This window comes from Vibrio sp. YT-16 (assembly GCF_033337405.1).
In the GTDB taxonomy this organism is placed as follows: Bacteria; Pseudomonadota; Gammaproteobacteria; order Enterobacterales; family Vibrionaceae; genus Vibrio; species Vibrio alginolyticus.
Genome location: NZ_JAWOQQ010000006.1, coordinates 113,620 through 135,537, shown reverse-complemented (window position 1 = coordinate 135,537; position 21,918 = coordinate 113,620). Strand labels below are relative to the sequence as shown.

At 46.1% G+C, this 21,918-nt stretch carries 19 protein-coding genes and 1 other RNA gene; 16 read left to right on the top strand and 4 right to left on the bottom strand.

Annotated features, from left to right (window positions below; all coding sequences use genetic code 11):
• Nucleotides 1-42 precede the first annotated feature (42 nt).
• From R7F07_RS12760 to R7F07_RS12745, 4 genes are read right to left on the bottom strand one after another with little or no spacing between them, the layout of a single operon-like run.
• Entirely contained in the window at nucleotides 43-729 is a 687-nt protein-coding gene (locus R7F07_RS12760; RefSeq protein WP_171342776.1) for a BON domain-containing protein, read from the bottom strand.
• A 21-nt stretch (nucleotides 730-750) separates the two neighbouring features.
• Entirely contained in the window at nucleotides 751-1,341 is a 591-nt protein-coding gene (locus R7F07_RS12755; protein ID WP_005372901.1) for a phosphoheptose isomerase, read from the bottom strand.
• 3 nt (nucleotides 1,342-1,344) lie between these two features.
• Nucleotides 1,345-1,713 (bottom strand): YraN family protein, encoded by a 369-nt coding sequence (locus R7F07_RS12750; RefSeq protein ID WP_005372903.1) that lies wholly within the window; start codon nucleotides 1,711-1,713, stop codon nucleotides 1,345-1,347.
• Nucleotides 1,700-3,511: a penicillin-binding protein activator gene (locus tag R7F07_RS12745; protein ID WP_005372905.1), complete on the bottom strand. Its 1,812-nt coding sequence runs from the start codon at nucleotides 3,509-3,511 to the stop codon at nucleotides 1,700-1,702. The genes R7F07_RS12750 and R7F07_RS12745 overlap by 14 nt, the downstream gene beginning before the upstream one ends.
• Nucleotides 3,512-3,579: 68 nt before the next feature.
• Here R7F07_RS12745 and rsmI point away from each other — a divergent pair, with 68 nt between their 5' ends.
• The 16 genes from rsmI to lpxC all read left to right on the top strand — a co-directional run bounded on the left by rsmI (nucleotide 3,580) and on the right by lpxC (nucleotide 21,888).
• Nucleotides 3,580-4,443, top strand: a complete 864-nt coding sequence (gene rsmI / locus R7F07_RS12740) for a 16S rRNA (cytidine(1402)-2'-O)-methyltransferase (protein ID WP_005372907.1) — start codon at nucleotides 3,580-3,582, stop codon at nucleotides 4,441-4,443.
• A gap of 167 nt (nucleotides 4,444-4,610) precedes the next feature.
• Nucleotides 4,611-5,041, top strand: an RNA gene (gene rnpB, locus R7F07_RS12735) — RNase P RNA component class A.
• Between the two features lie 175 nt (nucleotides 5,042-5,216).
• A complete protein-coding gene (gene rsmH / locus R7F07_RS12730; RefSeq protein ID WP_005372918.1) occupies nucleotides 5,217-6,167 on the top strand; it encodes a 16S rRNA (cytosine(1402)-N(4))-methyltransferase RsmH in 951 nt (316 codons plus the stop codon).
• A 5-nt stretch (nucleotides 6,168-6,172) separates the two neighbouring features.
• Complete coding sequence (ftsL, locus tag R7F07_RS12725) at nucleotides 6,173-6,490, top strand: cell division protein FtsL (RefSeq protein WP_005372920.1); 318 nt, start codon at nucleotides 6,173-6,175, stop codon at nucleotides 6,488-6,490.
• Nucleotides 6,487-8,280, top strand: coding sequence for a penicillin-binding transpeptidase domain-containing protein (locus tag R7F07_RS12720; protein ID WP_086046525.1), 1,794 nt, complete (start codon nucleotides 6,487-6,489; stop codon nucleotides 8,278-8,280). Before ftsL ends, R7F07_RS12720 begins: the two co-directional genes overlap by 4 nt.
• A gap of 62 nt (nucleotides 8,281-8,342) precedes the next feature.
• On the top strand, nucleotides 8,343-9,824 hold the full coding sequence (gene murE, locus R7F07_RS12715; RefSeq protein WP_054578500.1) for a UDP-N-acetylmuramoyl-L-alanyl-D-glutamate--2,6-diaminopimelate ligase: 1,482 nt from the start codon (nucleotides 8,343-8,345) through the stop codon (nucleotides 9,822-9,824).
• Complete coding sequence (locus tag R7F07_RS12710; protein WP_005372928.1) at nucleotides 9,821-11,185, top strand: UDP-N-acetylmuramoyl-tripeptide--D-alanyl-D-alanine ligase; 1,365 nt, start codon at nucleotides 9,821-9,823, stop codon at nucleotides 11,183-11,185. The genes murE and R7F07_RS12710 overlap by 4 nt, the downstream gene beginning before the upstream one ends.
• Complete coding sequence (gene mraY / locus R7F07_RS12705; RefSeq protein ID WP_005372931.1) at nucleotides 11,185-12,267, top strand: phospho-N-acetylmuramoyl-pentapeptide-transferase; 1,083 nt, start codon at nucleotides 11,185-11,187, stop codon at nucleotides 12,265-12,267. The genes R7F07_RS12710 and mraY overlap by 1 nt, the downstream gene beginning before the upstream one ends.
• A 39-nt stretch (nucleotides 12,268-12,306) precedes the next feature.
• Nucleotides 12,307-13,620 carry a UDP-N-acetylmuramoyl-L-alanine--D-glutamate ligase gene (gene murD, locus R7F07_RS12700; protein ID WP_033906092.1) on the top strand — a complete coding sequence of 438 codons (1,314 nt, stop codon included), beginning with the start codon at nucleotides 12,307-12,309 and terminating at the stop codon, nucleotides 13,618-13,620.
• A gap of 18 nt (nucleotides 13,621-13,638) precedes the next feature.
• The gene (gene ftsW, locus R7F07_RS12695; protein ID WP_005372933.1) at nucleotides 13,639-14,835 is read left to right on the top strand and encodes a cell division protein FtsW; all 1,197 of its coding nucleotides are present in this window, start codon (nucleotides 13,639-13,641) and stop codon (nucleotides 14,833-14,835) included.
• Nucleotides 14,822-15,889, top strand: coding sequence for an undecaprenyldiphospho-muramoylpentapeptide beta-N-acetylglucosaminyltransferase (gene murG, locus R7F07_RS12690; protein WP_054728485.1), 1,068 nt, complete (start codon nucleotides 14,822-14,824; stop codon nucleotides 15,887-15,889). The genes ftsW and murG overlap by 14 nt, the downstream gene beginning before the upstream one ends.
• Nucleotides 15,890-15,912: 23 nt before the next feature.
• Complete coding sequence (gene murC / locus R7F07_RS12685; protein ID WP_064353623.1) at nucleotides 15,913-17,370, top strand: UDP-N-acetylmuramate--L-alanine ligase; 1,458 nt, start codon at nucleotides 15,913-15,915, stop codon at nucleotides 17,368-17,370.
• Between the two features lie 192 nt (nucleotides 17,371-17,562).
• Nucleotides 17,563-18,345 (top strand): cell division protein FtsQ/DivIB, encoded by a 783-nt coding sequence (locus tag R7F07_RS12680; RefSeq protein WP_005387393.1) that lies wholly within the window; start codon nucleotides 17,563-17,565, stop codon nucleotides 18,343-18,345.
• A complete protein-coding gene (gene ftsA, locus R7F07_RS12675) occupies nucleotides 18,338-19,600 on the top strand; it encodes a cell division protein FtsA (RefSeq protein ID WP_005372946.1) in 1,263 nt (420 codons plus the stop codon). Before R7F07_RS12680 ends, ftsA begins: the two co-directional genes overlap by 8 nt.
• 30 nt (nucleotides 19,601-19,630) lie before the next feature.
• The gene (gene ftsZ / locus R7F07_RS12670) at nucleotides 19,631-20,869 is read left to right on the top strand and encodes a cell division protein FtsZ (protein WP_017633617.1); all 1,239 of its coding nucleotides are present in this window, start codon (nucleotides 19,631-19,633) and stop codon (nucleotides 20,867-20,869) included.
• A 101-nt stretch (nucleotides 20,870-20,970) separates the two neighbouring features.
• Nucleotides 20,971-21,888, top strand: coding sequence for a UDP-3-O-acyl-N-acetylglucosamine deacetylase (gene lpxC / locus R7F07_RS12665; protein ID WP_005381871.1), 918 nt, complete (start codon nucleotides 20,971-20,973; stop codon nucleotides 21,886-21,888).
• The last annotated feature ends 30 nt before the right edge of the window (nucleotides 21,889-21,918 follow it).

The following is a 21,918-nucleotide window of genomic DNA, read 5'->3' as shown; positions in this document are numbered from 1 at the left end:
TTTTTAACTTGTTGAAGATGATTTCAAGCCAGACTTTGGAAATTACTCACTAATCGTAAAGACTTCGACGTTCTCTTCACTTTCTGTACTTGCCTCACTTTCTGTACTTGCCTCACTTTCTATTGTTTGTACACCGTCACTCGGTAAGTCTACTTCAACAGGCTCCATTTCGCCGTATTGGAACCCTTTAATGACTTGTTTTACGCCTGAGATATTACGCGCGATTTCTGTCGCTCGATCGCCTTGCTCTGGCGTGACATAACCAAACAGAAAAACGTCGCCATCTTCGGTGATCACTTTAACCTTAACACCATTAAGCTCAGAATCAGTAAGCAAAGCTGACTTTACTTTGGTTGTGATCCAGCTGTCATTGCTAATCTGGGTAACAGTGAGTGGCTCTTTTTGTTTGATTTGATTGTGTATGACTTTTACACCACTAACTTCTCGAGCCCTTCGCTCTAAAGCAAGGATAAGGTCTTGTGTCGGAGCTTGTCCCATAAGGACTACAGTCCCATTATATGAACTGGCAACGACACGTACTTCACCTTTAAACGGTGCTTTATTGCCGATCGCCGCAACTTCGAATTCAATGTTATTGTCCTGCCAGATTTGTTTTGTCGTGCGTGTGTCCGTGACAATATTCGCTGTGGTTGCTGCACCTGCGATAAACAAACCTGCGCAACCACTTAAACTCAATGCTGTTAATAAGATAACAAGGCTACGTATCATAATTCTGACTCTCAGTCTTGGTTACTCTTCGTGAGCAGGGAAAAGCACCTGGTCAATAAGATCACAAAGGCAATGGAGTGTTACCATATGTACTTCGTGAATACGTGCAGTGCGGTGTGATGGAATACGAATTTCGACGTCGTTCTCACCGAGCAGTCCTGCCATCTCTCCGCCATCTTTTCCTGTTAGCGCGATAATCGTCATGTCTCGAGTTACGGCTGCTTCCATCGCTTTGATAATATTTTTACTGTTACCGCTAGTCGACATGGCAAGCAAAATGTCGCCTGGTTGACCAAACGCTCGTACCTGTTTTGAGAAGATTTCCTGGTAGTGGTAATCGTTGGCCACTGCGGTTAGGGTGGTATTATCGGCGGTTAAGGCCATTGCTGGTAGGCTAGGGCGCTCAGTTTCAAAACGGTTTAAAAGACAAGAAACAAATTGTTGAGCGTTTGAAGCACTGCCGCCATTACCACAACATAAAATTTTATTGCCATTAAGCAGGCTCGACACCATCGCTTGAGCTGCATGAGTAATGGCATCAGGCAGCGCCTCTGCTGCTGCGATTTGAATTTGAATACTTTCTGTAAAGCTGTCTTTAATGCTGTCTAGCATCGCTTATCCTTCAGAGATTGCGTTTTCTATCCAGTTGATATCTCGACCATTATCATGAATGGCGATGACATCAAATCGATAATCGATATTGTGTTTTAAGCGCTTTTGTTGGCTAAGCCAAACTTGTGCGGTTTTGACTAGCTTGCGCATTTTAGCGTGCGTCACCATTTCTGCTGCCGAGCCAAAGTGATTGTTCTTACGGTATTTGACTTCAACAAACACAATAGTTTCACCTTGTTGGAAGATTAAATCAATCTCACCGACCTTAGTCAGAAAATTTTGTTCAATAAAGTTTAAGCCCTGGCGTTGTAAATACTGCTTCGCCAGAGCTTCATATTGATTTCCGATTTGGCGCTTGCTAAAGAGCCCCACGCTCAGCCCAGCTTAGCTCACGCTGTACAACACAATTATTGTCGATACTTAAAATACCGGTTTGGCCGCCAACTGAGTAGCCCGGAACGACCTTCATTTGTGGCAGCTCCCCAATCAATTTATACGCATCCATACCCAGTGCTTTCAAACGTTTTTCCATGTTAGATTGCTCTGACCACAACTCGTTCATTTCAGCGGTCACGCTAGGGTCTGGGTCAATCAGCAATGGAATATCGCTGTAGATGATGCCTGTTAGATCTTCGTAAGTCGCGCCGCCACTGTTGCTACGCGAGCTAGAGAAAATTTGTGGCGCTTTGGCGTCTGGATTAATCGCTACCTCAATAAACGGCTTAATCAAAGTCAGTTCCGTGCTTCTAGCAACAATATAAACCGCATCGACATCACGACGGCTACGTGGCTGTGTTTCAAGCTTGATACGCATTAGTGATTGCATCTGAGCAATACGTTGTTTGCTTTCTTGCAGACCAAATACTTCATTGATGTCTTTTTGAAGTTGGCGCTTGTCACCAAAATAACTTGCTGCGACTTTATTAGAGCTGTACTTGCGCCACTCTTTGTTGAACGCTTCAGTTACACGTTCACCAAAGCTGCCCTTTGGTGCCAGAATCAGAGGGAAGTTATAGCCTTCGCTGAACAAGTGTTTCGCTGCTTGTGCGGCTTCTTGTTCCGGTGATAATGCCAAGTAGCAAATATTGCTATCTGGTTGCACATCTTCGGGAATATTTAGCGCAAGGGCTGGAATCGTAGGACCATTTTCTGAGCCATCCATGGTTGTGTGCAATAGCTCAACGTTCTCTTTTTCTAGAGGACCAACAACAAAATCGATGTTTTCATTGATCAAACGTTGTTTAATTTGGTCGGCGTTATACGCATTAGTGTCTATTACCGTGAGGGTAGCGCTTGGATCACGGTTACGATCATTCATCATCGCAAACACAAAACCATCACGAATTAATTGCGCTTGTGGCGAGAATTTACCAGTAAGCGGCAGTAACAAAGCGGTGTTGTTTGGTTTAACGATGTCTAGAGAGAGAATGTTTTGAATCTCTTCTGGTGTGTAGATAGCGGCTGGGTGCGATGGGTTCTCGTTTAACCAGCGTTCTAGGGTATTTTTTAGTTGGGATAAGTTGCCCGACAGCGTTTTCGCATAAATAGCGAGTTGTAGCCAACCATCCAAAACATCTTCATTTGGCTCTGTTTCTAATGAGGTCAGTTCGTACTCGGAGTAGCTGCCAAAGTTCATCCAAATACGGCTAGAAATCTCTCTCTGCTCCGCGGACGATGCATATTGGCCAAATGCAACCAGTTGGCGGTTTGCCTCAAACGCTTGGTTAAGACCTTGATAAGCGTCGGCACGCATCAAGTAATAGTCTTTCCATTGCTCATTTGGCAACTTCCACCAAGGTTTAAAATTCAACAATTGCAGCAACTGAGAGTAATTACCCTGTTTTTGCTGTATGGTCGCACGCGCTAGTTGCCACTCTGCTTGCTGAACTTCGGTTAACTGTTGACGAGCCAGGCGCTTGATCAACATTTCTGCTTGATCAAACTGGTTTGCTTGAATCGCGGCTTTGGTTGCCATGATCAACCAGTCATTTTGTAAACTGCCTTCCGTGCTATCAGCTTGGATCATATAGTTCTGAACAGACTGAGTAGGCTCAAGTGTTACATCAACGCCATCAGGCTGTCTTGGACCTGAAGAACAGGCGGCGAGCGTAATTGCTAGTGCAACAGGAGTAAGTATGCGTGGTACACTGAGTCTCTTATGGTTAATCATTGCCGTGAGTTCTCTATAATTTTGTACAAAATTGTCTCTATATTAATCGTTGAAGTGATGGTAAACAAATGACAGATAAAAATAAGTTGCCGAATGAGGGGCCAACTCTCTATATCGTACCGACTCCAATCGGAAATTTAGCGGATATCACCCAACGTGCTATCGAAATTCTGTCGACTGTGGACATCATTGCCGCTGAGGATACTCGACATACGGGCAAATTACTGTCTCACTTCAATATTCAAACCAAAACTTTTGCTCTACACGACCACAATGAGCAGCAAAAAGCACAAGTTTTGGTAGAAAAGCTGCTTTCCGGTCAGTCTATCGCATTAGTTTCTGACGCTGGTACGCCACTTATCAGCGACCCAGGATACCATTTGGTGACAAAATGTCGTCAAGCGGGCGTTAGAGTTGTGCCTCTTCCAGGTGCTTGTGCGGTCATTACGGCGTTAAGTGCCTCTGGCTTGCCATCGGATCGCTTTAGCTTCGAAGGTTTTTTACCACCGAAAAGCAAAGGTCGTAAGGATAAATTCCTAGAGATTGCTTCGGTAGAGCGTACGTGTATTTTTTACGAGTCACCGCACCGTATTTTAGACTCTCTACAAGACATGTTAGACGTTCTTGGCCCAGATAGAGAAGTTGTGTTGGCAAGAGAGCTAACAAAAACCTTTGAAACCATTCAAGGCATGCCGTTAGGTGAGCTGATTGAATGGGTGAAAAGTGACGATAACCAACAGCGTGGTGAAATGGTATTGTTGGTACATGGCCATCGTGAAACAACAGACGACTCACTACCTGAAGATGCTTTACGCACGTTAGGGATTTTGACCAAAGAGCTGCCTTTGAAAAAAGCAGCTGCTTTGGTGGCAGAAATACATAACTTGAAGAAGAATGCGCTATATAAATGGGGCTTAGAAAACTTAGACTAAGTGCCGCTAGCGAGATAAATGGTCAATGAGGGCTGATGTTTAGGCATCGGCCTTTTTATTATCTATTTTTGGCACGTTGACTAAAAAGTCATCACTTAGTGCATTCATTTCATCATATCTGTGATCTAACTAGACTCTGAAGTGAGAACTCTATACAATCCGCCCTCGGAGCTGACTGGGTAGTCGCTGCTTTGTTGATGTCCTTCGGGAGACTGACGTCGAAGTCCCTTTGGGAGACTGACGTTGACGTCCTTCGGGAGACTGACAAAGGGGAGGAAAGTCCGGGCTTCATAGAGCAAGGTGCCAGGTAACGCCTGGGGGGCGCAAGCCTACGACAAGTGCAGCAGAGAGAAGACCGCCGATGGCCCGTAAGGGTACAGGTAAGGGTGAAAGGGTGCGGTAAGAGCGCACCGGACGACTAGCAATAGTTCGTAGCAGGGTAAACTCCACCTGAAGCAAGACCAAATAGGCCTCCACATTGCGTTGCTCGCGTAAGGAGGCGGGTAGGTTGCTCGAGCCAGTGAGTGATTGCTGGCCTAGACGAATGGCTACCGCCGTGCAAGCGGAACAGAACCCGGCTTATGTGTCGGCTCCACCTATTCGAGACCCATCTCTACTTCGGTAGTGATGGGTTTTTTGCATTTAATTGACGCAAACTATGTCATTACCAATAAACTTGGCGTAAATCACGTCTAACTTTAGACTTGTGGTGGCGATGATGTAGGAAATCAGTACACTAAAGAATCGCCTCAAGATCATTCAACGAGAAAGCTATGACCGAAACCTTCCAACATATTTCCGTGTTATTAAATGAATCCATTGATGGCTTAGCTATCAAACCAGACGGCGTCTATATTGATGGAACATTTGGCCGTGGCGGTCACAGCCGGACAATTCTATCTAAACTCGGTGAAAATGGCCGACTGTACAGTATCGACCGTGACCCTCAAGCGATCGCTGAGGCAGGCAAAATCAATGACCCTCGCTTCACCATTATTCATGGTCCATTTTCTGGTATTGCTGAGTATGCTGAAGAGTATGGGCTAGTTGGAAAAGTGGATGGTGTTCTGCTGGATTTAGGCGTTTCTTCTCCTCAGTTAGACGACGCAGAGCGTGGCTTTAGCTTTATGAAAGACGGTCCGCTAGATATGCGTATGGACCCGACATCAGGTGTTCCAGTATCTCAATGGTTGATGGAAGCAGACCTCGATGATATCACTTGGGTCATTCGCGAGTTTGGGGAAGATAAACATGCGCGCCGTATTGCAAAAGCGATTGTTGCCTACCGTGAAGATGAAGAAAATGAGCCAATGGTTCGCACTGGTCAGCTGGCAAAATTGATTTCAGATGCCGCACCGAAAAGTTTTAAAGAGAAAAAACACCCTGCGACTCGTGCTTTCCAGGCTTTTCGTATTTACATCAACAGTGAGTTAGAAGAAATTGATACGGCACTTAAAGGCGCGGCGAGCATTCTTGCTCCTGAAGGCCGTTTATCTGTGATTAGCTTCCACTCTCTGGAAGACCGTATGGTCAAACGTTTTATCCGTAAAGAGAGCAAAGGGCCTGAAGTGCCACACGGTATTCCAATGACGGAAGAGCAAATTCGTGCTCTTGGTAGTGCGAATATGAAAGCGGTGAGCAAAGCGATTAAACCAAGCAAACAAGAAATTGAAATGAACCCTCGTTCGCGCAGCTCTGTGTTAAGAATTGCAGAAAAGCTTTAATTATTATGACGAAATCCACTCCTAATCTTGCTAAGTTGATTGCAACGGATCTCCTCACTGTTGGTCGCTGGCCATTACTGTTGTTGCTATTGATCGTGGCATCGGCAATGGGAGTGGTATTTGCTACCCACCATGCGCGTCAAGCGATCACCGAGAAAGACCATACGTTGGTTGAACGAGAACGATTAGATAGCGAATGGCGTAACTTAATGTTGGAAGAAACTGCCCTCGCGGAACACAGTCGTGTTCAAGACCTTGCCAAAAAAGAACTTGAAATGAAACGACCTGATGGCGATAAAGAAGTGGTTGTCACGCTCAAATGATTAGAAAAAAATCCAACACGAAACAAGCCAATAAGCGTAAACCTGTAGCAAAAGAGAAAGCGGCTACGGGGGATAAGAAAACCGATAACAAAGCAGTGAAAGTGGCGGTCGAAGAATCTTTCTTGATTCGTTGGCGCTTCCATCTATTACTGTTTTTTGTTTTTTGTGCATTTGCCCTTTTGGTGGCACGCGTAGCCTACATCCAAATCATTGAGCCAGATAACCTGATTAAACAAGGTGACCTACGTTCGGTTCGTGTTAAATCCATTCCTTCTGCTCGCGGTATTATTTCGGATCGAAATGGTGAGCCGCTTGCTGTCAGTGTACCGGTTGAGGCGGTTTGGGCAGATCCTGCCACGATATTTAAAGAAAACGCGTTAAGCCAGACCAAAAGTTGGCATGCATTAGCGGATGTTCTTGGTATTGACCGACAAGGGTTAATAGACAAAATCAAGCGCAATGAAAAACGCCGCTTTATCTACTTGCAGCGCCAGGTCAGTCCGGCCATGGCGAACTATATTCGTGAGCTAAAGCTGCCAGGTGTTGGCCTTAAGTCGGAATCTCGTCGTTATTATCCTGCAGGTGAGGTTAGTGCTCACTTAGTCGGTGTAACAGGCATTGACGGGCATGGCCTAGAAGGTGTGGAGCGTAGCTACGATGAGTGGCTCACTGGCGCGGCGGGTAAGAAAACTATTCGTAAAGACCGTTATGGTCGTGTTGTGGAAAACATTGCTTGGCAAGACAAGCAAGAAGGTAAATCACTTCAGTTAACCATCGATCAGCGCCTACAGGCGATTGCGTATCGTGCGATTAAGCAAGCCGTTGCGGACCACCGCGCCACTTCAGGTTCCGTTGTCATGTTGGATGTAAAAACGGGCGCCGTATTGGCCATGGTTAATGCTCCTTCTTACAACCCTAACAATCGTAGCGATTGGCAAAGCTATCAAATGCGTAACCGAGTGATCACGGACTCAATGGAGCCCGGTTCGACCATTAAGCCTTTCGTTATTTTAGCCGCCTTAGAAAATGGGATAGCCGATAAAGATACCATCGTAGATACCGGTAATGGTGTTCTACGTTTAGGTGGTAGTCGAGTCAGAGATGTCTCTCGCGTAGGCAAAGCGAGCTTGACCACGATCCTTAAAAAGTCGAGTAATATCGGTGTGACGAAGCTAGCAATGCAAATGCCGGTAGAGGCGCTTCTTGGGCTGTACAGTTCAGTGGGTTTTGGTGAGCTTTCTGGCCTAAACCTAGTTGGGGAAGTGACGGGTATTTTTCCTACACGAACTCGTTGGTCGCCAATTGAGCGCGCCACGATTGCGTTTGGTTACGGTCTATCAATTACACCAATCCAGCTAGCCCATGCTTATGCGACGCTTGGAAACCTTGGCAAATACGAGCCTATTCATATTATTGAAAGCAATGATCATGACATGTCACGTCAAGTGGTGAGTGCGAAGTATGCGCGTCAAGTATTAGACATGTTGGAAACCGTAACTCAAAAAGGGGGCTCGGCTCGCAGAGCGGCAGTTCCTGGTTATCGAGTAGGAGCGAAAACGGGTACATCACGTAAAGCTTCTGCCGGTGGGTACAGCGACGAGTACATCACCTACACGGCTGGGCTTGCTCCGGTTAGCGATCCGCGAATTGCTTTAGTAGTGATCGTAAACGAGCCTCAAGGCGATGACTACTATGGTGGTTCGGTAGCGTCTCCTGTCTTCTCTGAAATCATGAAAGGCGCGCTACAAATACTCAATGTTGCACCTGACGAAAACAAATTCCAACAGTAAGCCCTGTGGTTTACTGAGCAAACAAAATTAAGAAAACCTGAGCCAAAGCTCGGAGAACAAATATGACTAAAGCCATCAGTATGGACGTGCTGCTTTCCCCTTGGGTGGATTGCCCTAGCTTATCGTCCGTTCTTGTTTCTGAATTGGAGCTCGACAGCCGAAGAGTTCAACCTGGAACCACGTTTGTAGCAGTGATTGGCCATGTTGTGGATGGGCGTAAATTCATTGCCTCTGCAATTGAGCAAGGTGCAAATGCAGCCCTGGCGCAAGCCTGCGATGTCAAAACACATGGTACGGTGGAAATCATTGATGATGTTCCCGTCATTTACATTGATAGGTTGGACCAACGTTTATCCGCAATTGCTGGAAAGCTTTATGCTTACCCTGATATGGATTTGATTGGTGTCACCGGCACCAACGGCAAAACCACCATTACCCAGTTAATAGCGCAATGGCTAGAACTGCTTGACCATAAAGCGGCGGTAATGGGAACAACAGGAAATGGCTTCCTCAATAACTTGCAACAAGCTGCGAATACAACGGGGAATGCCGTTGAAATTCAGAAAACGCTCTCCTCTCTCGCAAATCAACAAGCCACATACACCGCGCTAGAAGTATCTTCCCATGGCCTGACGCAAGGTCGTGTCAAAGCATTATCATTTGCGGCGGGCGTGTTTACTAACTTAAGTCGTGACCATCTTGATTACCATGGCACGATGGAAGAGTATGCCAATGCAAAGCTTGGGTTGTTCACGCAACACCAATGTGAACGTGCCATTATCAATGTTGATGATGAAGTAGGTCATCAATGGGCGTCGCAGTTAAGTAATGCGGTCGCTGTTTCGCTCAAACCGAATACTGAATTTGAAAGCGCAATTTGGGCGACGGAAGTCAGTTACGCGGAGTCAGGGATTACTATTAAGTTCGATGGTAAATTTGGCTCAGGTGAATTGCACGCGCCATTGATTGGTGAGTTTAATGCAACCAACTTAATGCTCGCTTTTGCGACCTTATTAAGCTTAGGTAAAGAGAAACAAGCGTTACTCGAAACCGCAGGTCAACTGCAACCTGTACTCGGCCGAATGGAGTTATTCCAAACTGAGGATCGTGCCAAAGTCGTGGTTGATTATGCCCATACTCCTGATGCTTTAGAAAAAGCGCTGCAAGCTTTACGAGTTCATTGTGAAGGCCAGCTGTGGGCTATTTTTGGCTGCGGTGGCGATCGCGATGCAGGTAAGCGCCCAATGATGGCGGAAATTGCAGAGCGTCTAGGCGACAGAGTGGTGTTGACTGACGATAACCCACGCAGCGAAGACCCGGTTCAGATTGTGAAAGACATGTTAGCTGGGCTGTCAAAACCTGCTGAAGCGATTGTTCAGCATGACCGCTTCAAAGCACTGTCTTATGCCATTGAAAATGCTTCGCCAAACGACATTATCTTGTTAGCTGGAAAGGGCCATGAAGATTATCAGATTCGTAATGGCGAAACGATTCATTACTCCGACCGCGAGTCCGCAATGCAACTTTTAGGATTGACCTCATGATCAAAGTAACGTTATCTCAAATTGCAGACATCACTCGTGGTGAGCGATTCGGCGACGAGCTACTTATCGACGCGGTTTCTACTGATACACGAACGATTGAGCGTGGGGCTTTATTCGTCGCGTTAGTTGGGGAGCGCTTTGATGCGCACAACTTTTGCCAACAAGCGGTAGATGCAGGTGCCGGTGCTTTACTCGTAGAAAAACGCTTAGATGTGAATGTGCCGCAAATTGTGGTGTCGGATACCAAACTTGCATTGGGTGAGTTTGCTTCTTGGGTGCATCAAGCATGCAAAACACCTACCGTTGCCATCACCGGAAGTTGCGGTAAAACGACCGTAAAAGAAATGGTTGCGAGTATCCTGCAATTGAAAGGCAAAGTGTTATTCACGGCGGGTAACTTCAATAATGATATTGGTGTTCCGTTGACATTATTGCGCTCACAGCAGGATGATGATTATGCCGTGATTGAGCTTGGTGCTAATCATATAGGTGAAATTGCTTACACGACTCAGTTAGTAAAACCAGATATCGCGTTAGTGAACAATGTAGCCGCCGCTCACCTTGAAGGCTTTGGTTCTATCGATGGCGTGAAACAAGCCAAAGGTGAAATCTACCAAGGCCTTTCAGCTGGTGGTATTGCGATTGTTAACCTAGACAGCAATGGTGAAGCCAAGTGGGATGAAGTGTTAGCAGATAAGAAAGTCATTACTTTTTCACAAAGTAATACTGATGCAGACTTCTTCGCTTCTAACATCGTATTGAACGCCGCAGGTGAAGCAAGCTTTGACTTACATATCGCAGCAAGCTCACAAGAAATTGAACTGTCTCTGGGTATTATAGGTCAACACAACGTTGCGAATGCGATCGCTGCTTCTATTATTGCGTTACAAATGGGCGCCACATTAGAAGAGGTTCGCGCTGGCCTTAAACATTTGAACAAAGTGAAAGGTCGCGTCGAGGTTGAAGCGCTGAGCGAAAAGATAAAATTGATTGACGACAGCTACAACGCGAGCGTGCCAGCCATGAAAGCGGCAGTTGATTTATTGGCCGCTTTCCCAGGTCAACGCTGGCTGATTTTAGGTAATATGGCGGAATTGGGCGAGGAAAGTCTTGCACTTCATCGTCAAGTCGGGGAACATGCTGCCCCACAAAAATTTGAACATGTTCTCACATATGGTGCAGACGCCAAGGTGATCAGTGATCTTTGCCAAGGCATTCATTTTGAGACGCACCAAGAGATGATTGAATACATCAAGCAGCATCTAGACCAAGCCGTTCCTGAAAACCATACGATATTGGTGAAAGGAGCGAATGGTGCACGTATGTTTGAAGTCGCTGCTGCTTTGAAGGAGTATTATTAATGATTATTTGGCTTGCCGAGCTGCTACAGCCATACCTGTCTTTTTTCCGATTGTTTGAATACTTGTCTTTTCGAGCAATCCTAAGCGTATTAACCGCTCTAGGTCTGTCATTATGGATGGGACCAATCATGATCAAGCGTTTGCAAATGCTGCAAATTGGTCAGGTAGTGCGTAACGAAGGTCCTGAATCTCACTTTAGTAAGCGTGGTACCCCAACAATGGGCGGTATCATGATCTTAGCGGCCATCTCAATCACGATTTTGCTATGGACAGACTTATCCAACCCTTACGTATGGGCGGTACTGACAGTCTTACTTGGCTACGGTGCGGTCGGATTTGTTGATGATTATCGTAAAGTGGTACGCAAAAATACCGATGGCTTGATCGCGCGTTGGAAGTACTTCTGGCAGTCGTTGATCGCGTTTGTCGTCGCTTTCGCATTGTATGCTTACGGTAAAGACACAGCAGCAACTCAGCTAGTGGTGCCATTCTTTAAAGACATCATGCCGCAGCTTGGTTTGATGTATATCATTCTGACTTACTTTGTCATTGTAGGTACAAGTAACGCGGTTAACCTGACTGATGGTCTAGACGGTTTGGCAATCATGCCAACGGTTCTTGTTGCAGCAGGCTTCGCGGTTATTGCATGGGCGACCGGTAACGTTAACTTCTCTGAATACCTTCATATTCCATACTTACCACATGCTTCTGAGTTGGTTGTCGTATGTACAGCAATCGTCGGTGCAGGCCTTGGTTTCTTGTGGTTTAACACGTATCCAGCACAAGTGTTCATGGGTGATGTCGGCTCACTAGCGCTTGGCGGCGCGTTAGGCACTATTGCTGTTCTCGTTCGTCAAGAGTTGGTGTTGGTGATCATGGGCGGTGTGTTTGTGATGGAAACGCTGTCGGTAATTCTACAGGTGGGTTCATACAAACTGCGTGGTCAGCGCATTTTTCGTATGGCACCGATTCACCACCACTACGAATTGAAAGGTTGGCCAGAACCTCGCGTAATCGTGCGTTTCTGGATTATTTCTATGGTTCTTGTTCTGATTGGTCTTGCGACATTGAAAGTGCGTTAATCGCACTTTCCAAGAACAAGATTTACAGTGTGATCAAATATGGAACGTTGGCAAAACATACATAGTGTTGTCGTCGTAGGGCTCGGTATTACCGGGCTCTCTGTCGTTAAACACCTAAGAAAAAATCAGCCACAGCTTGTGGTCAAAGTCATTGATACTCGCGTAAACCCTCCGGGTGCAGAGCGCTTGCCGGAAGATGTTCAACTGCATAGTGGTGGTTGGAATACAGACTGGCTTTCTGACGCGGATCTTATCGTGACCAACCCTGGTATTGCGCTAGCGACACCAGAGATCCAAGCCGTGTTAGCAAAAGGTACGGCAGTAGTAGGTGATATCGAGTTATTCGCTTGGGCGGTGCAGAAACCGGTGATTGCGATTACGGGCTCAAACGGTAAGAGCACAGTAACCGACCTCACAGGTGTGATGGCTAACGCTGCAGGTTTGGATGTTGGCGTTGGTGGTAACATCGGTGTGCCTGCTCTGGATTTGTTAGAACAAGACGCAGACCTATATGTACTCGAACTCTCGAGCTTCCAGTTAGAAACGACGTCAAGCTTAAAGCTCAAAGCCGCTGCGTTTCTGAATCTTTCTGAAGATCATATGGATCGTTATCAAGGCATGTCTGACTATCGACAAGCTAAGTTGCGTATTTTTAACCATGCTGCTCTTGCAGTCGTGAACCGTGATGATCAAGAAACCTTCCCAGACGCAGAGATGCCATTGGTGACATTTGGCAGCGACAATCAGGACTTTGGTCTCGAGGTGGATGGCAACCGTACTTGGCTGCTCGATCACGGTCAACGAGTTGTCGCAAGTGATGAGCTTAAGTTGGTTGGTAAGCACAACTTATCTAACGCTCTGGTTGCTTTAGCGCTATTAAAAGCTGCGGACGTAAACTATCACAAAGCATTGAATGCACTTAAAAATTACACGGGACTGACACACCGATGCCAGGTGGTTGCGGATAATCAAGGCGTCAAATGGGTGAATGACTCTAAAGCAACTAATATTGCCAGCACTATGGCTGCGCTATCTGGTTTGGAATCGACAGGCAAGCTCTACTTACTCGTTGGTGGTGTTGGCAAAGGTGCTGACTTCTCGCCATTAAAACCGATCTTCGCGACGCTTAACTTGCAACTGTGTTGCTTTGGCGCTGATGGCGATGAATTTATGCCACTGCATGAATCTGCAATACGTTTCGACACTATGGAAGATGTGATTCAACAAGTATCTTCGCAGTTAAAACCAGGTGATATGGTGATGCTGTCTCCTGCATGTGCTAGCTTTGATCAATTCGACAACTTTATGGCAAGAGGTGATGCTTTCGCTGCTCTTGCTCAGAAATATGCATAATTAAAGGTTACACACTTCGTGGGTTTAGGTAACGTTAAACGCAGTATTGGCAATTGGCTCAAGCATCCAGCCCCAGAGGCGATGTTTGATCGTCAGTTAGTGTGGATTGCACTGGGTTTGATGTTGACTGGTTTGGTCATGGTAACCTCTGCATCATTTCCAATCAGCTCTCGATTAACGGAACAGCCGTTCCACTTTATGTTTCGTCATGCGACGTTTCTCGTGCTGGCGTTAGGGACCTCCGCTGTTATTTTGCAAGTGCCTTTGCAAGAGTGGTTTAAGAAGAGCCATTACTTACTTTGGGCTTCTTTCGCACTGTTGATCATCGTGCTCTTGGCGGGTAAGTCGGTTAATGGTGCGTCTCGTTGGATTCCCCTTGGGCTGTTTAACCTGCAGCCAGCGGAAGTCGCGAAGCTATCGCTGTTTATCTTCATGTCTGGTTACTTAGTTCGAAAGCAAGACGAAGTACGACAAACGTTCTTTGGTGGCTTTATGAAGCCAATCATGGTGTTTGCCTTCTTCGCAGTATTACTACTTGGTCAGCCAGACTTGGGGACGGTCGTCGTGATGCTGGTCACGCTGTTTGGCATGCTTTTTATCGCAGGTGCAAAACTAACCCAGTTTCTCGCCTTGATGGTGGCAGGTATCGGCGCTGTAGTAGGTTTGATTCTCGTCGAGCCATACCGTATGCGACGAGTAACCTCCTTCCTTGACCCGTGGGAAGATCCATTTGGCAGTGGCTATCAGTTGACTCAGTCTTTGATGGCGTTTGGTCGTGGTGAATGGTTCGGACAAGGTCTCGGTAATTCAATTCAAAAACTGGAATATCTACCGGAAGCGCATACCGACTTTGTGTTTGCCGTACTTGCTGAAGAGCTTGGTTTCGTAGGCGTAGTGCTGGTCTTAATGCTGATTTTTAGCTTGGTGCTAAAAGCGGTTTACATCGGCAAGCGTGCATTTGAAGAAGGCGAAATGTTCGGAGGTTATCTGGCTTTCGGAATTGGTATTTGGTTTGCGTTTCAAACCTTGGTTAATGTTGGAGCTGCCGCCGGTATTGTTCCAACTAAAGGTTTAACACTTCCACTCATCAGTTATGGTGGTTCTAGTCTAATAATTATGTCCGTCGCAGTGTCCATACTACTGCGTATCGATTACGAATGCCGCTTGAAACGCGAGCAACAACAATCAGAACAACAAGCTAATGAAACAAAATAAACGTTTGATGGTGATGGCTGGTGGTACTGGCGGTCACGTATTCCCAGGTTTGGCGGTAGCAAAACAGCTTCAAGAGCAAGGTTGGGAGATCCGTTGGTTAGGTACGGCGGATCGAATGGAAGCGGATTTGGTGCCAAAACATGGCATTGAAATCGACTTTATCAAAGTGAAAGGGTTACGAGGTCAAGGCGTTAAACGTCTTCTTGCAGCACCATTTCAAATTATCAATGCCATTATGCAGGCTCGTGCTCACATGAAACGCTGGCAGCCAGACGCAGTGCTTGGTATGGGCGGTTATGTTAGCGGCCCGGGCGGTATTGCCGCTTGGATGAGTGGCATTCCTGTTGTTCTGCATGAACAAAATGCAGTAGCAGGTTTAACGAACCAATGGTTATCGAAAATCGCTAAGAAGGTTTTTCAGGCTTTCCCAGGCGCTTTTCCAAATGCCGAAGTGGTTGGGAACCCAGTTCGTGAAGACGTGACTCAATTAGCAGCGCCAACTGAGCGCATGCAAGAGCGCCAAGGTCCAATTCGCATTTTGGTGATGGGTGGCAGCCAAGGCGCACGTATTCTTAACCAAACTCTGCCAGAAGTGATGTCGAAATTGGGCGAAGATTACTGTATTCGTCATCAAGCGGGCAAAGGTGCCGCCGAAGAAGTGAATGCAGCATACCAAGCTAATGGTGTGGTAAATACAGAAGTAATGGAATTTATTGATGACGTTGCAGAAGCTTACGCATGGGCTGACCTTTTAGTTTGTCGCTCTGGAGCGTTAACCGTTTCTGAAGTCTCGGCGGCAGGTGTAGGCGCTATTTTTGTTCCATTCATGCACAAAGACCGCCAGCAAGCACTTAATGCAGACCACTTGGTGGATTGCGGCGCGGCGAAAATGATTGAACAACCAGATTTAACCGTTGAGTCTCTGACTCAGCAGATCCAACAATTGGATCGCCAAGCTTTACTTACAATGGCTGAGCAAGCGCGTGGCGCTGCAAAATTGAATGCTGACCGAGTTGTCGCACAAGCCATTGTCGCTTTGACCGAAAAGCGTTAACCGAATTATTGAGAATAGAATTGATGACAATCCAACATACACAAGACTTAGCTCAGATTCGCGCAATGGTGCCAGAGATGCGCCGCGTGAAATCCATCCACTTCATCGGTATTGGTGGTGCGGGCATGAGCGGCATTGCAGAAGTGCTGTTGAACGAAGGCTACCAAATCACAGGTTCTGATCTATCAGAGAACGCTGTGACAGAGCGTTTGGTATCAAAAGGTGCGACGGTATTTATTGGTCATCAAGCCAGTAATGTAGAAAAAGCAAGTGTGGTTGTTGTGTCAACGGCGATCAACGAAGAAAACCCAGAAGTGATGGCGGCACGTGAATTACGCATCCCTATTGTACGCCGCGCAGAGATGTTGGCTGAATTGATGCGATTCCGTCACGGTATTGCCGTTGCGGGTACACACGGTAAAACCACGACGACCGCTCTTGTCACTCAAATCTATTCTGAAGCCGGTCTTGATCCAACGTTTGTGAATGGCGGTTTGGTGAAAAGCGCAGGTACAAATGCGCGTCTAGGCTCGAGTCGTATTCTAATTGCAGAGGCAGATGAAAGTGACGCGTCATTCCTGCACTTGCAACCAATGGTGAGCATTGTTACCAATATCGAAGCCGATCATATGGATACCTATGGTGGTGACTTTGAAACCTTAAAGCAAACCTTCATCGATTTCCTTCATAATCTACCATTTTACGGCCAAGCAATTGTTTGCATTGATGATCCTGTGGTTCGAGAGTTAATCCCACGTATTAGTCGTCAAGTGATAACTTACGGTTTTTCTGAAGATGCCGACGTACGTATTGAAGATTATCGTCAAGAGGGGCAGCAAGGCAAATTTACGGTAGTACGTAAAGGGCGAGCTAACTTAGATATCACGCTGAATATTCCAGGTCGTCACAATGCATTGAATGCGTCTGCTGCGATTGCGGTTGCTACTGAAGATGACATTGAAGACGATGCGATCCTAAAGGCAATGGCTGGTACGCAAGGTACGGGAAGACGTTTTGATCACCTTGGCGAGTTTGATACTGGCAACGGCCATGCAATGCTTGTTGATGATTACGGCCATCATCCAACAGAAGTGGATGTAACCATTAATGCAGCACGCAGTGGTTGGCAAGACAAGCGTTTGGTGATGATTTTCCAACCGCACCGTTATAGCCGTACTCGTGATTTATACGATGATTTCGCGAATGTGCTTGAACAGGTGGATGTATTGATCATGCTGGATGTTTACGCAGCGGGTGAAAAGCAGATTGCAGGTGCTGATGGGCGCGCTTTATGTCGCACAATTCGCAGCCGAGGCAAGGTAGATCCGATTTTTGTTCCAGAAATCGAGCAATTACCTTCAGTTTTAGCTAACGTTATACAAGACGGCGACCTAATCTTAACGCAAGGTGCGGGTGATATTGGTAAAGTGGCGAAACAGCTGGCAGGTCTTAAATTGAATATAAACAAGATGCTTGGCTGACACATATTGTTGATGCGAAGGACAGATAAAGACTCAGATCTCGATTTTGCGTCAATATCATTGTGATTTATTGCTATCAGTGTTTGATAGTTTACAAGAGCTCAGTATAATCCCAAGGTTAAAGTCAAGACTTTTACCTCTGCGTAATTATATGGGTAAAAAGTACACGACAAAAGTCAGGAAACGAAGACGTTGTTGAATATTGCACTGAATGACGAGCGACCAAACACGGGTAACAACCGTGGTCGCCAAGAAAAAATCTTGGGTGCGTTATTTTTCGTTGTGGTTGTGACTTTAATTAGTTCTGTTTTGTACGCGGCGATCAGTTGGATGTGGGATGACCAAAGGTTACCTCTCTCCAAAATAGTACTTCAGGGGAAACTGGAGTATGTCCAAGCTGACGATGTGCAGGCTGCATTTAGTCGAATTGATCACATCGGTACATTTATGTCTCAGGATATTGATGTATTACAGCAAAGTGTCGAAGCTCTGCCATGGGTAGCGCATGCCGCAATCCGAAAGCAGTGGCCGGATACAGTAAAAGTTTTTTTGACGGAGCATCAACCAGAAGCCATTTGGAATGGCAACGAACTGTTAGATAAAAACGGGTTCGTTTTTGATGGAGATGTTGCTCTGTTGCAAGAAGAAAAAGTGAAGCTGTACGGACCCAAAGATAGCGGACCGGAAGTCTTACAGACTTACCGTGATTTGAGTCCTAAGTTTCAGCAATTGGGTTTAGCGATATCGTCTCTGGTATTAAACGAGCGACGAGCTTGGCAAATCATCCTTGATAACGGTATTCGATTAGAGCTCGGAAAAGAGTCTCTTCTTGAGCGTATAGAGCGCTTTTTTAAGCTCTATAACAAGCTTGGCAGTGACACGCAAAGAATCAGTTATATCGATCTTAGGTACGATACAGGAGCCGCAGTTGGTTGGTTTCCTGAACAAGAGTTAGAAGAGAGTACAGATGACTAAGGCCGCTGATGACAACATTATTGTTGGTCTTGATATAGGCACTGCAACCGTATCGGCTCTAGTGGGTGAGGTTTTACCAGACGGTCAAATTAATATTATTGGCGCAGGTAGTAGCCCCTCACGCGGCATGGATAAAGGTGGCGTGAATGATTTGGAGTCGGTTGTAAAATCAGTACAACGTGCAATTGATCAAGCTGAATTAATGGCAGAGTGCCAGATCAGTCGAGTCTTCATTTCGTTGTCTGGTAAGCATATCGCAAGCCGAATTGAAAAAGGTATGGGCACGATTTCTGATGAAGAGGTGTCTCAAGAAGACATGGATCGCGCTATCCATACCGCAAAATCGATTAAAATCGGTGATGAACAGCGAATTCTTCATGTGATCCCGCAGGAGTTCACCATTGATTACCAAGAAGGAATCAAAAATCCGCTTGGTTTATCTGGGGTAAGAATGGAAGTGAGTGTCCACCTTATCTCATGCCATAATGACATGGCACGCAATATTATTAAGGCGGTAGAACGCTGCGGCCTTAAAGTAGAACAACTCGTATTTTCTGGGCTTGCTGCTAGTAATGCAGTAATCACCGAGGATGAAAGAGAGCTTGGAGTTTGTGTGGTTGATATTGGCGCCGGCACGATGGATGTGGCCATCTGGACTGGCGGTGCGTTACGTCACACAGAAGTATTTTCGTACGCAGGAAATGCTGTAACCAGTGATATTGCTTTTGCTTTTGGTACGCCAGTGAGCGATGCTGAAGAAATAAAAGTCAAATATGGCTGTGCTTTGAGTGAACTGGTCAGTAAGGATGACACGGTTAATGTACCAAGCGTAGGTGGACGACCATCACGTAGCCTGCAACGTCAAACGTTGTCAGAAGTGATTGAGCCACGCTACTCTGAGCTTATGGGACTGGTTAACCAAACTATCGACTCTGTACAAGCAAAATTGCGCGAAGAGGGTATCAAGCACCATCTGGCTGCGGGAGTTGTACTCACCGGCGGTGCTGCGCAAATGGACGGAGTGGTAGAATGTGCGGAACGCGTATTCCGCAATCAAGTAAGGGTCGGCAAACCGCTCGAAGTCAGCGGATTAACTGACTATGTAAAAGAGCCGTACCATTCTACGGCAGTTGGATTACTTCATTACGCAAGAGACATGCAGTCTAGCGACGATAGCGATTATAATGAACCTAAACGCTCATCTGTAACTGGCTTTTTCGATAAATTGCGTAACTGGATACAAAAAGAGTTTTAACCTGAGTTGCAGGATAAACGGAGACAACACATGTTTGAACCGATGATGGAAATGTCTGACGATGCAGTAATCAAGGTCGTTGGGGTTGGTGGCGGCGGTGGTAACGCCGTTGAACACATGGTGCGTGAATCCATCGAAGGTGTGGAATTCATCAGCGTCAACACTGATGCGCAAGCACTTCGTAAGACAAGCGTTGGCAATGTTATTCAGATCGGTGGTGATATCACTAAAGGTCTGGGTGCAGGTGCTAATCCACAGGTTGGCCGTGACGCAGCTCTCGAAGACAGAGATCGAATTAAAGATTCCCTGACTGGCGCCGATATGGTGTTTATCGCAGCTGGTATGGGTGGCGGTACCGGTACTGGTGCAGCGCCTGTTATTGCTGAAGTGGCTAAAGAGCTTGGCATTCTAACAGTAGCGGTAGTAACTAAACCGTTTAGTTTTGAAGGTAAAAAGCGTTTGGCATTTGCTGAGCAAGGTATCGATGAGCTCTCTAAGCATGTTGACTCTTTGATCACGATTCCAAACGAAAAGCTACTTAAAGTACTTGGTCGTGGTGTAACACTACTAGAAGCTTTTGCAAGCGCTAACGATGTTCTTAAGAATGCCGTTCAAGGTATTGCTGAGCTAATTACTCGCCCTGGCATGATCAACGTCGACTTTGCGGACGTAAGAACTGTAATGTCTGAAATGGGTCACGCAATGATGGGTAGCGGCATCGCCAAAGGTGAAGACCGTGCTGAAGAAGCGGCTGAAATGGCAATTTCTAGCCCACTTCTGGAAGACATCGATCTAGCGGGCGCTCGTGGTGTTCTTGTCAATATTACTGCTGGTCTGGATATGCGTCTTGACGAGTTTGAGACGGTTGGTAATACAGTGAAGGCATTCGCTTCTGACAATGCGACTGTTGTTATCGGTACTTCTCTAGACCCTGATATGACTGACGAAATCCGCGTAACAGTTGTAGCGACAGGTATTGGTAATGAGAAAAAGCCAGATATCACGCTAGTTGCGGGTGGTAAAGCGAAAGTGGCACCGACGCCGCAAGCTCAACCACAGCAACAAGCAGCGGCAACGCAAGCTGAAGAAAAACCGGCACAGACCTTGCAAAATAATCAAGTGCAAGAGAAGCCACAGGTAACTCCTCAGCCGACAAACACTGCTCCTTCTTCTCCAGCTTCGTCGAGCCAAAGTTCTGCGGCTCCAAAGCAAGAAAAGGAAAGTGGTTATTTAGATATACCGGCATTTTTGCGTCGTCAGGCTGATTAATCTTTAACCCATAAATTTGACATGGCTCAAAATTATGGTAGCATTCACGGTCGACGTTACAGACGGCCGTGTTTTGTAGCAAATTTTTGAGAGGCAAGCAGATGATCAGACAACGTACTCTGAAAGAAATAGTGAAAACAACTGGTGTGGGTCTCCACTCTGGTCGTAAAGTCACACTTACTCTGCGCCCGGCTGCTGCAAATACAGGTATCATTTACCGTCGTACAGATGTAAATCCACCTGTAGATTTTCCAGCTGATCCAGCTTCAGTTCGTGACACCATGCTTTGTACTGCATTGGTAAACGATGAAGGTGTGCGTATTTCAACTGTTGAGCACTTGAATGCGGCACTTGCTGGTATGGGCATCGATAACATTGTTGTCGAAGTAGACGCACCTGAAATTCCGATCATGGATGGTAGTGCAAGCCCATTTGTATACTTGCTACAACAAGCAGGTATCGAAACGCAAAATGCGCCAAAACGCTTCATCCGTATCAAAAAGCCAGTTCGTTTTGAAGATGGTGATAAATGGGCAGAATTTGTACCATTTAACGGCTTCCGTATGGACTTCGAAATTGAGTTTAATCACCCAGCGATTGAATCAGACGAGCAACGTTTGCTGTTTGATTTCTCGTCAAAAGGCTTTGTTCGTGAGATTTCTCGAGCACGTACGTTTGGCTTTATGCGTGATATCGAATATCTACAATCTCAAAACCTAGTTTTGGGTGGTAGTTTTGACAATGCTATCGTTTTGGATGATTACCGTATTCTTAATGAAGAAGGTCTACGCTTTGAAAATGAGTTTGTGACTCACAAAGTGTTGGATGCGATTGGTGACCTTTACATGTGTGGCCACCCAATCATTGGTGAATTCCGTGCCTTTAAATCTGGCCACGGTTTAAATAACCAACTGTTACGTGCTGTTCTTGCAGATCAGGAAGCGTGGGAGTGGACTACATTCGAAGAAGAAGTCGGCTCACCAGTAGCATTCGCAGAACCAAATATGGTGCTTGCGTAAATACTTGGCATTAGAATTAATAAAAAACCA

Bases quoted from the DNA above. Each gene is read 5' to 3' on its own strand.
- mraY (WP_005372931.1), top strand. From the start codon at position 11,185: ATGATTATTTGGCTTGCCGAGCTGCTACAGCCATACCTGTCTTTTTTC.
- R7F07_RS12710 (WP_005372928.1), top strand. From the start codon at position 9,821: ATGATCAAAGTAACGTTATCTCAAATTGCAGACATCACTCGTGGTGAG.
- R7F07_RS12760 (WP_171342776.1), bottom strand. From the start codon at position 729: ATGATACGTAGCCTTGTTATCTTATTAACAGCATTGAGTTTAAGTGGT.
- murG (WP_054728485.1), top strand. From the start codon at position 14,822: ATGAAACAAAATAAACGTTTGATGGTGATGGCTGGTGGTACTGGCGGT.
- lpxC (WP_005381871.1), top strand. From the start codon at position 20,971: ATGATCAGACAACGTACTCTGAAAGAAATAGTGAAAACAACTGGTGTG.
- rsmI (WP_005372907.1), top strand. From the start codon at position 3,580: ATGACAGATAAAAATAAGTTGCCGAATGAGGGGCCAACTCTCTATATC.
- murC (WP_064353623.1), top strand. From the start codon at position 15,913: ATGACAATCCAACATACACAAGACTTAGCTCAGATTCGCGCAATGGTG.
- murD (WP_033906092.1), top strand. From the start codon at position 12,307: ATGGAACGTTGGCAAAACATACATAGTGTTGTCGTCGTAGGGCTCGGT.
- ftsA (WP_005372946.1), top strand. From the start codon at position 18,338: ATGACTAAGGCCGCTGATGACAACATTATTGTTGGTCTTGATATAGGC.
- R7F07_RS12720 (WP_086046525.1), top strand. From the start codon at position 6,487: ATGATTAGAAAAAAATCCAACACGAAACAAGCCAATAAGCGTAAACCT.
- R7F07_RS12755 (WP_005372901.1), bottom strand. From the start codon at position 1,341: ATGCTAGACAGCATTAAAGACAGCTTTACAGAAAGTATTCAAATTCAA.
- R7F07_RS12745 (WP_005372905.1), bottom strand. From the start codon at position 3,511: ATGATTAACCATAAGAGACTCAGTGTACCACGCATACTTACTCCTGTT.
- rsmH (WP_005372918.1), top strand. From the start codon at position 5,217: ATGACCGAAACCTTCCAACATATTTCCGTGTTATTAAATGAATCCATT.
- murE (WP_054578500.1), top strand. From the start codon at position 8,343: ATGACTAAAGCCATCAGTATGGACGTGCTGCTTTCCCCTTGGGTGGAT.
- ftsL (WP_005372920.1), top strand. From the start codon at position 6,173: ATGACGAAATCCACTCCTAATCTTGCTAAGTTGATTGCAACGGATCTC.
- ftsZ (WP_017633617.1), top strand. From the start codon at position 19,631: ATGTTTGAACCGATGATGGAAATGTCTGACGATGCAGTAATCAAGGTC.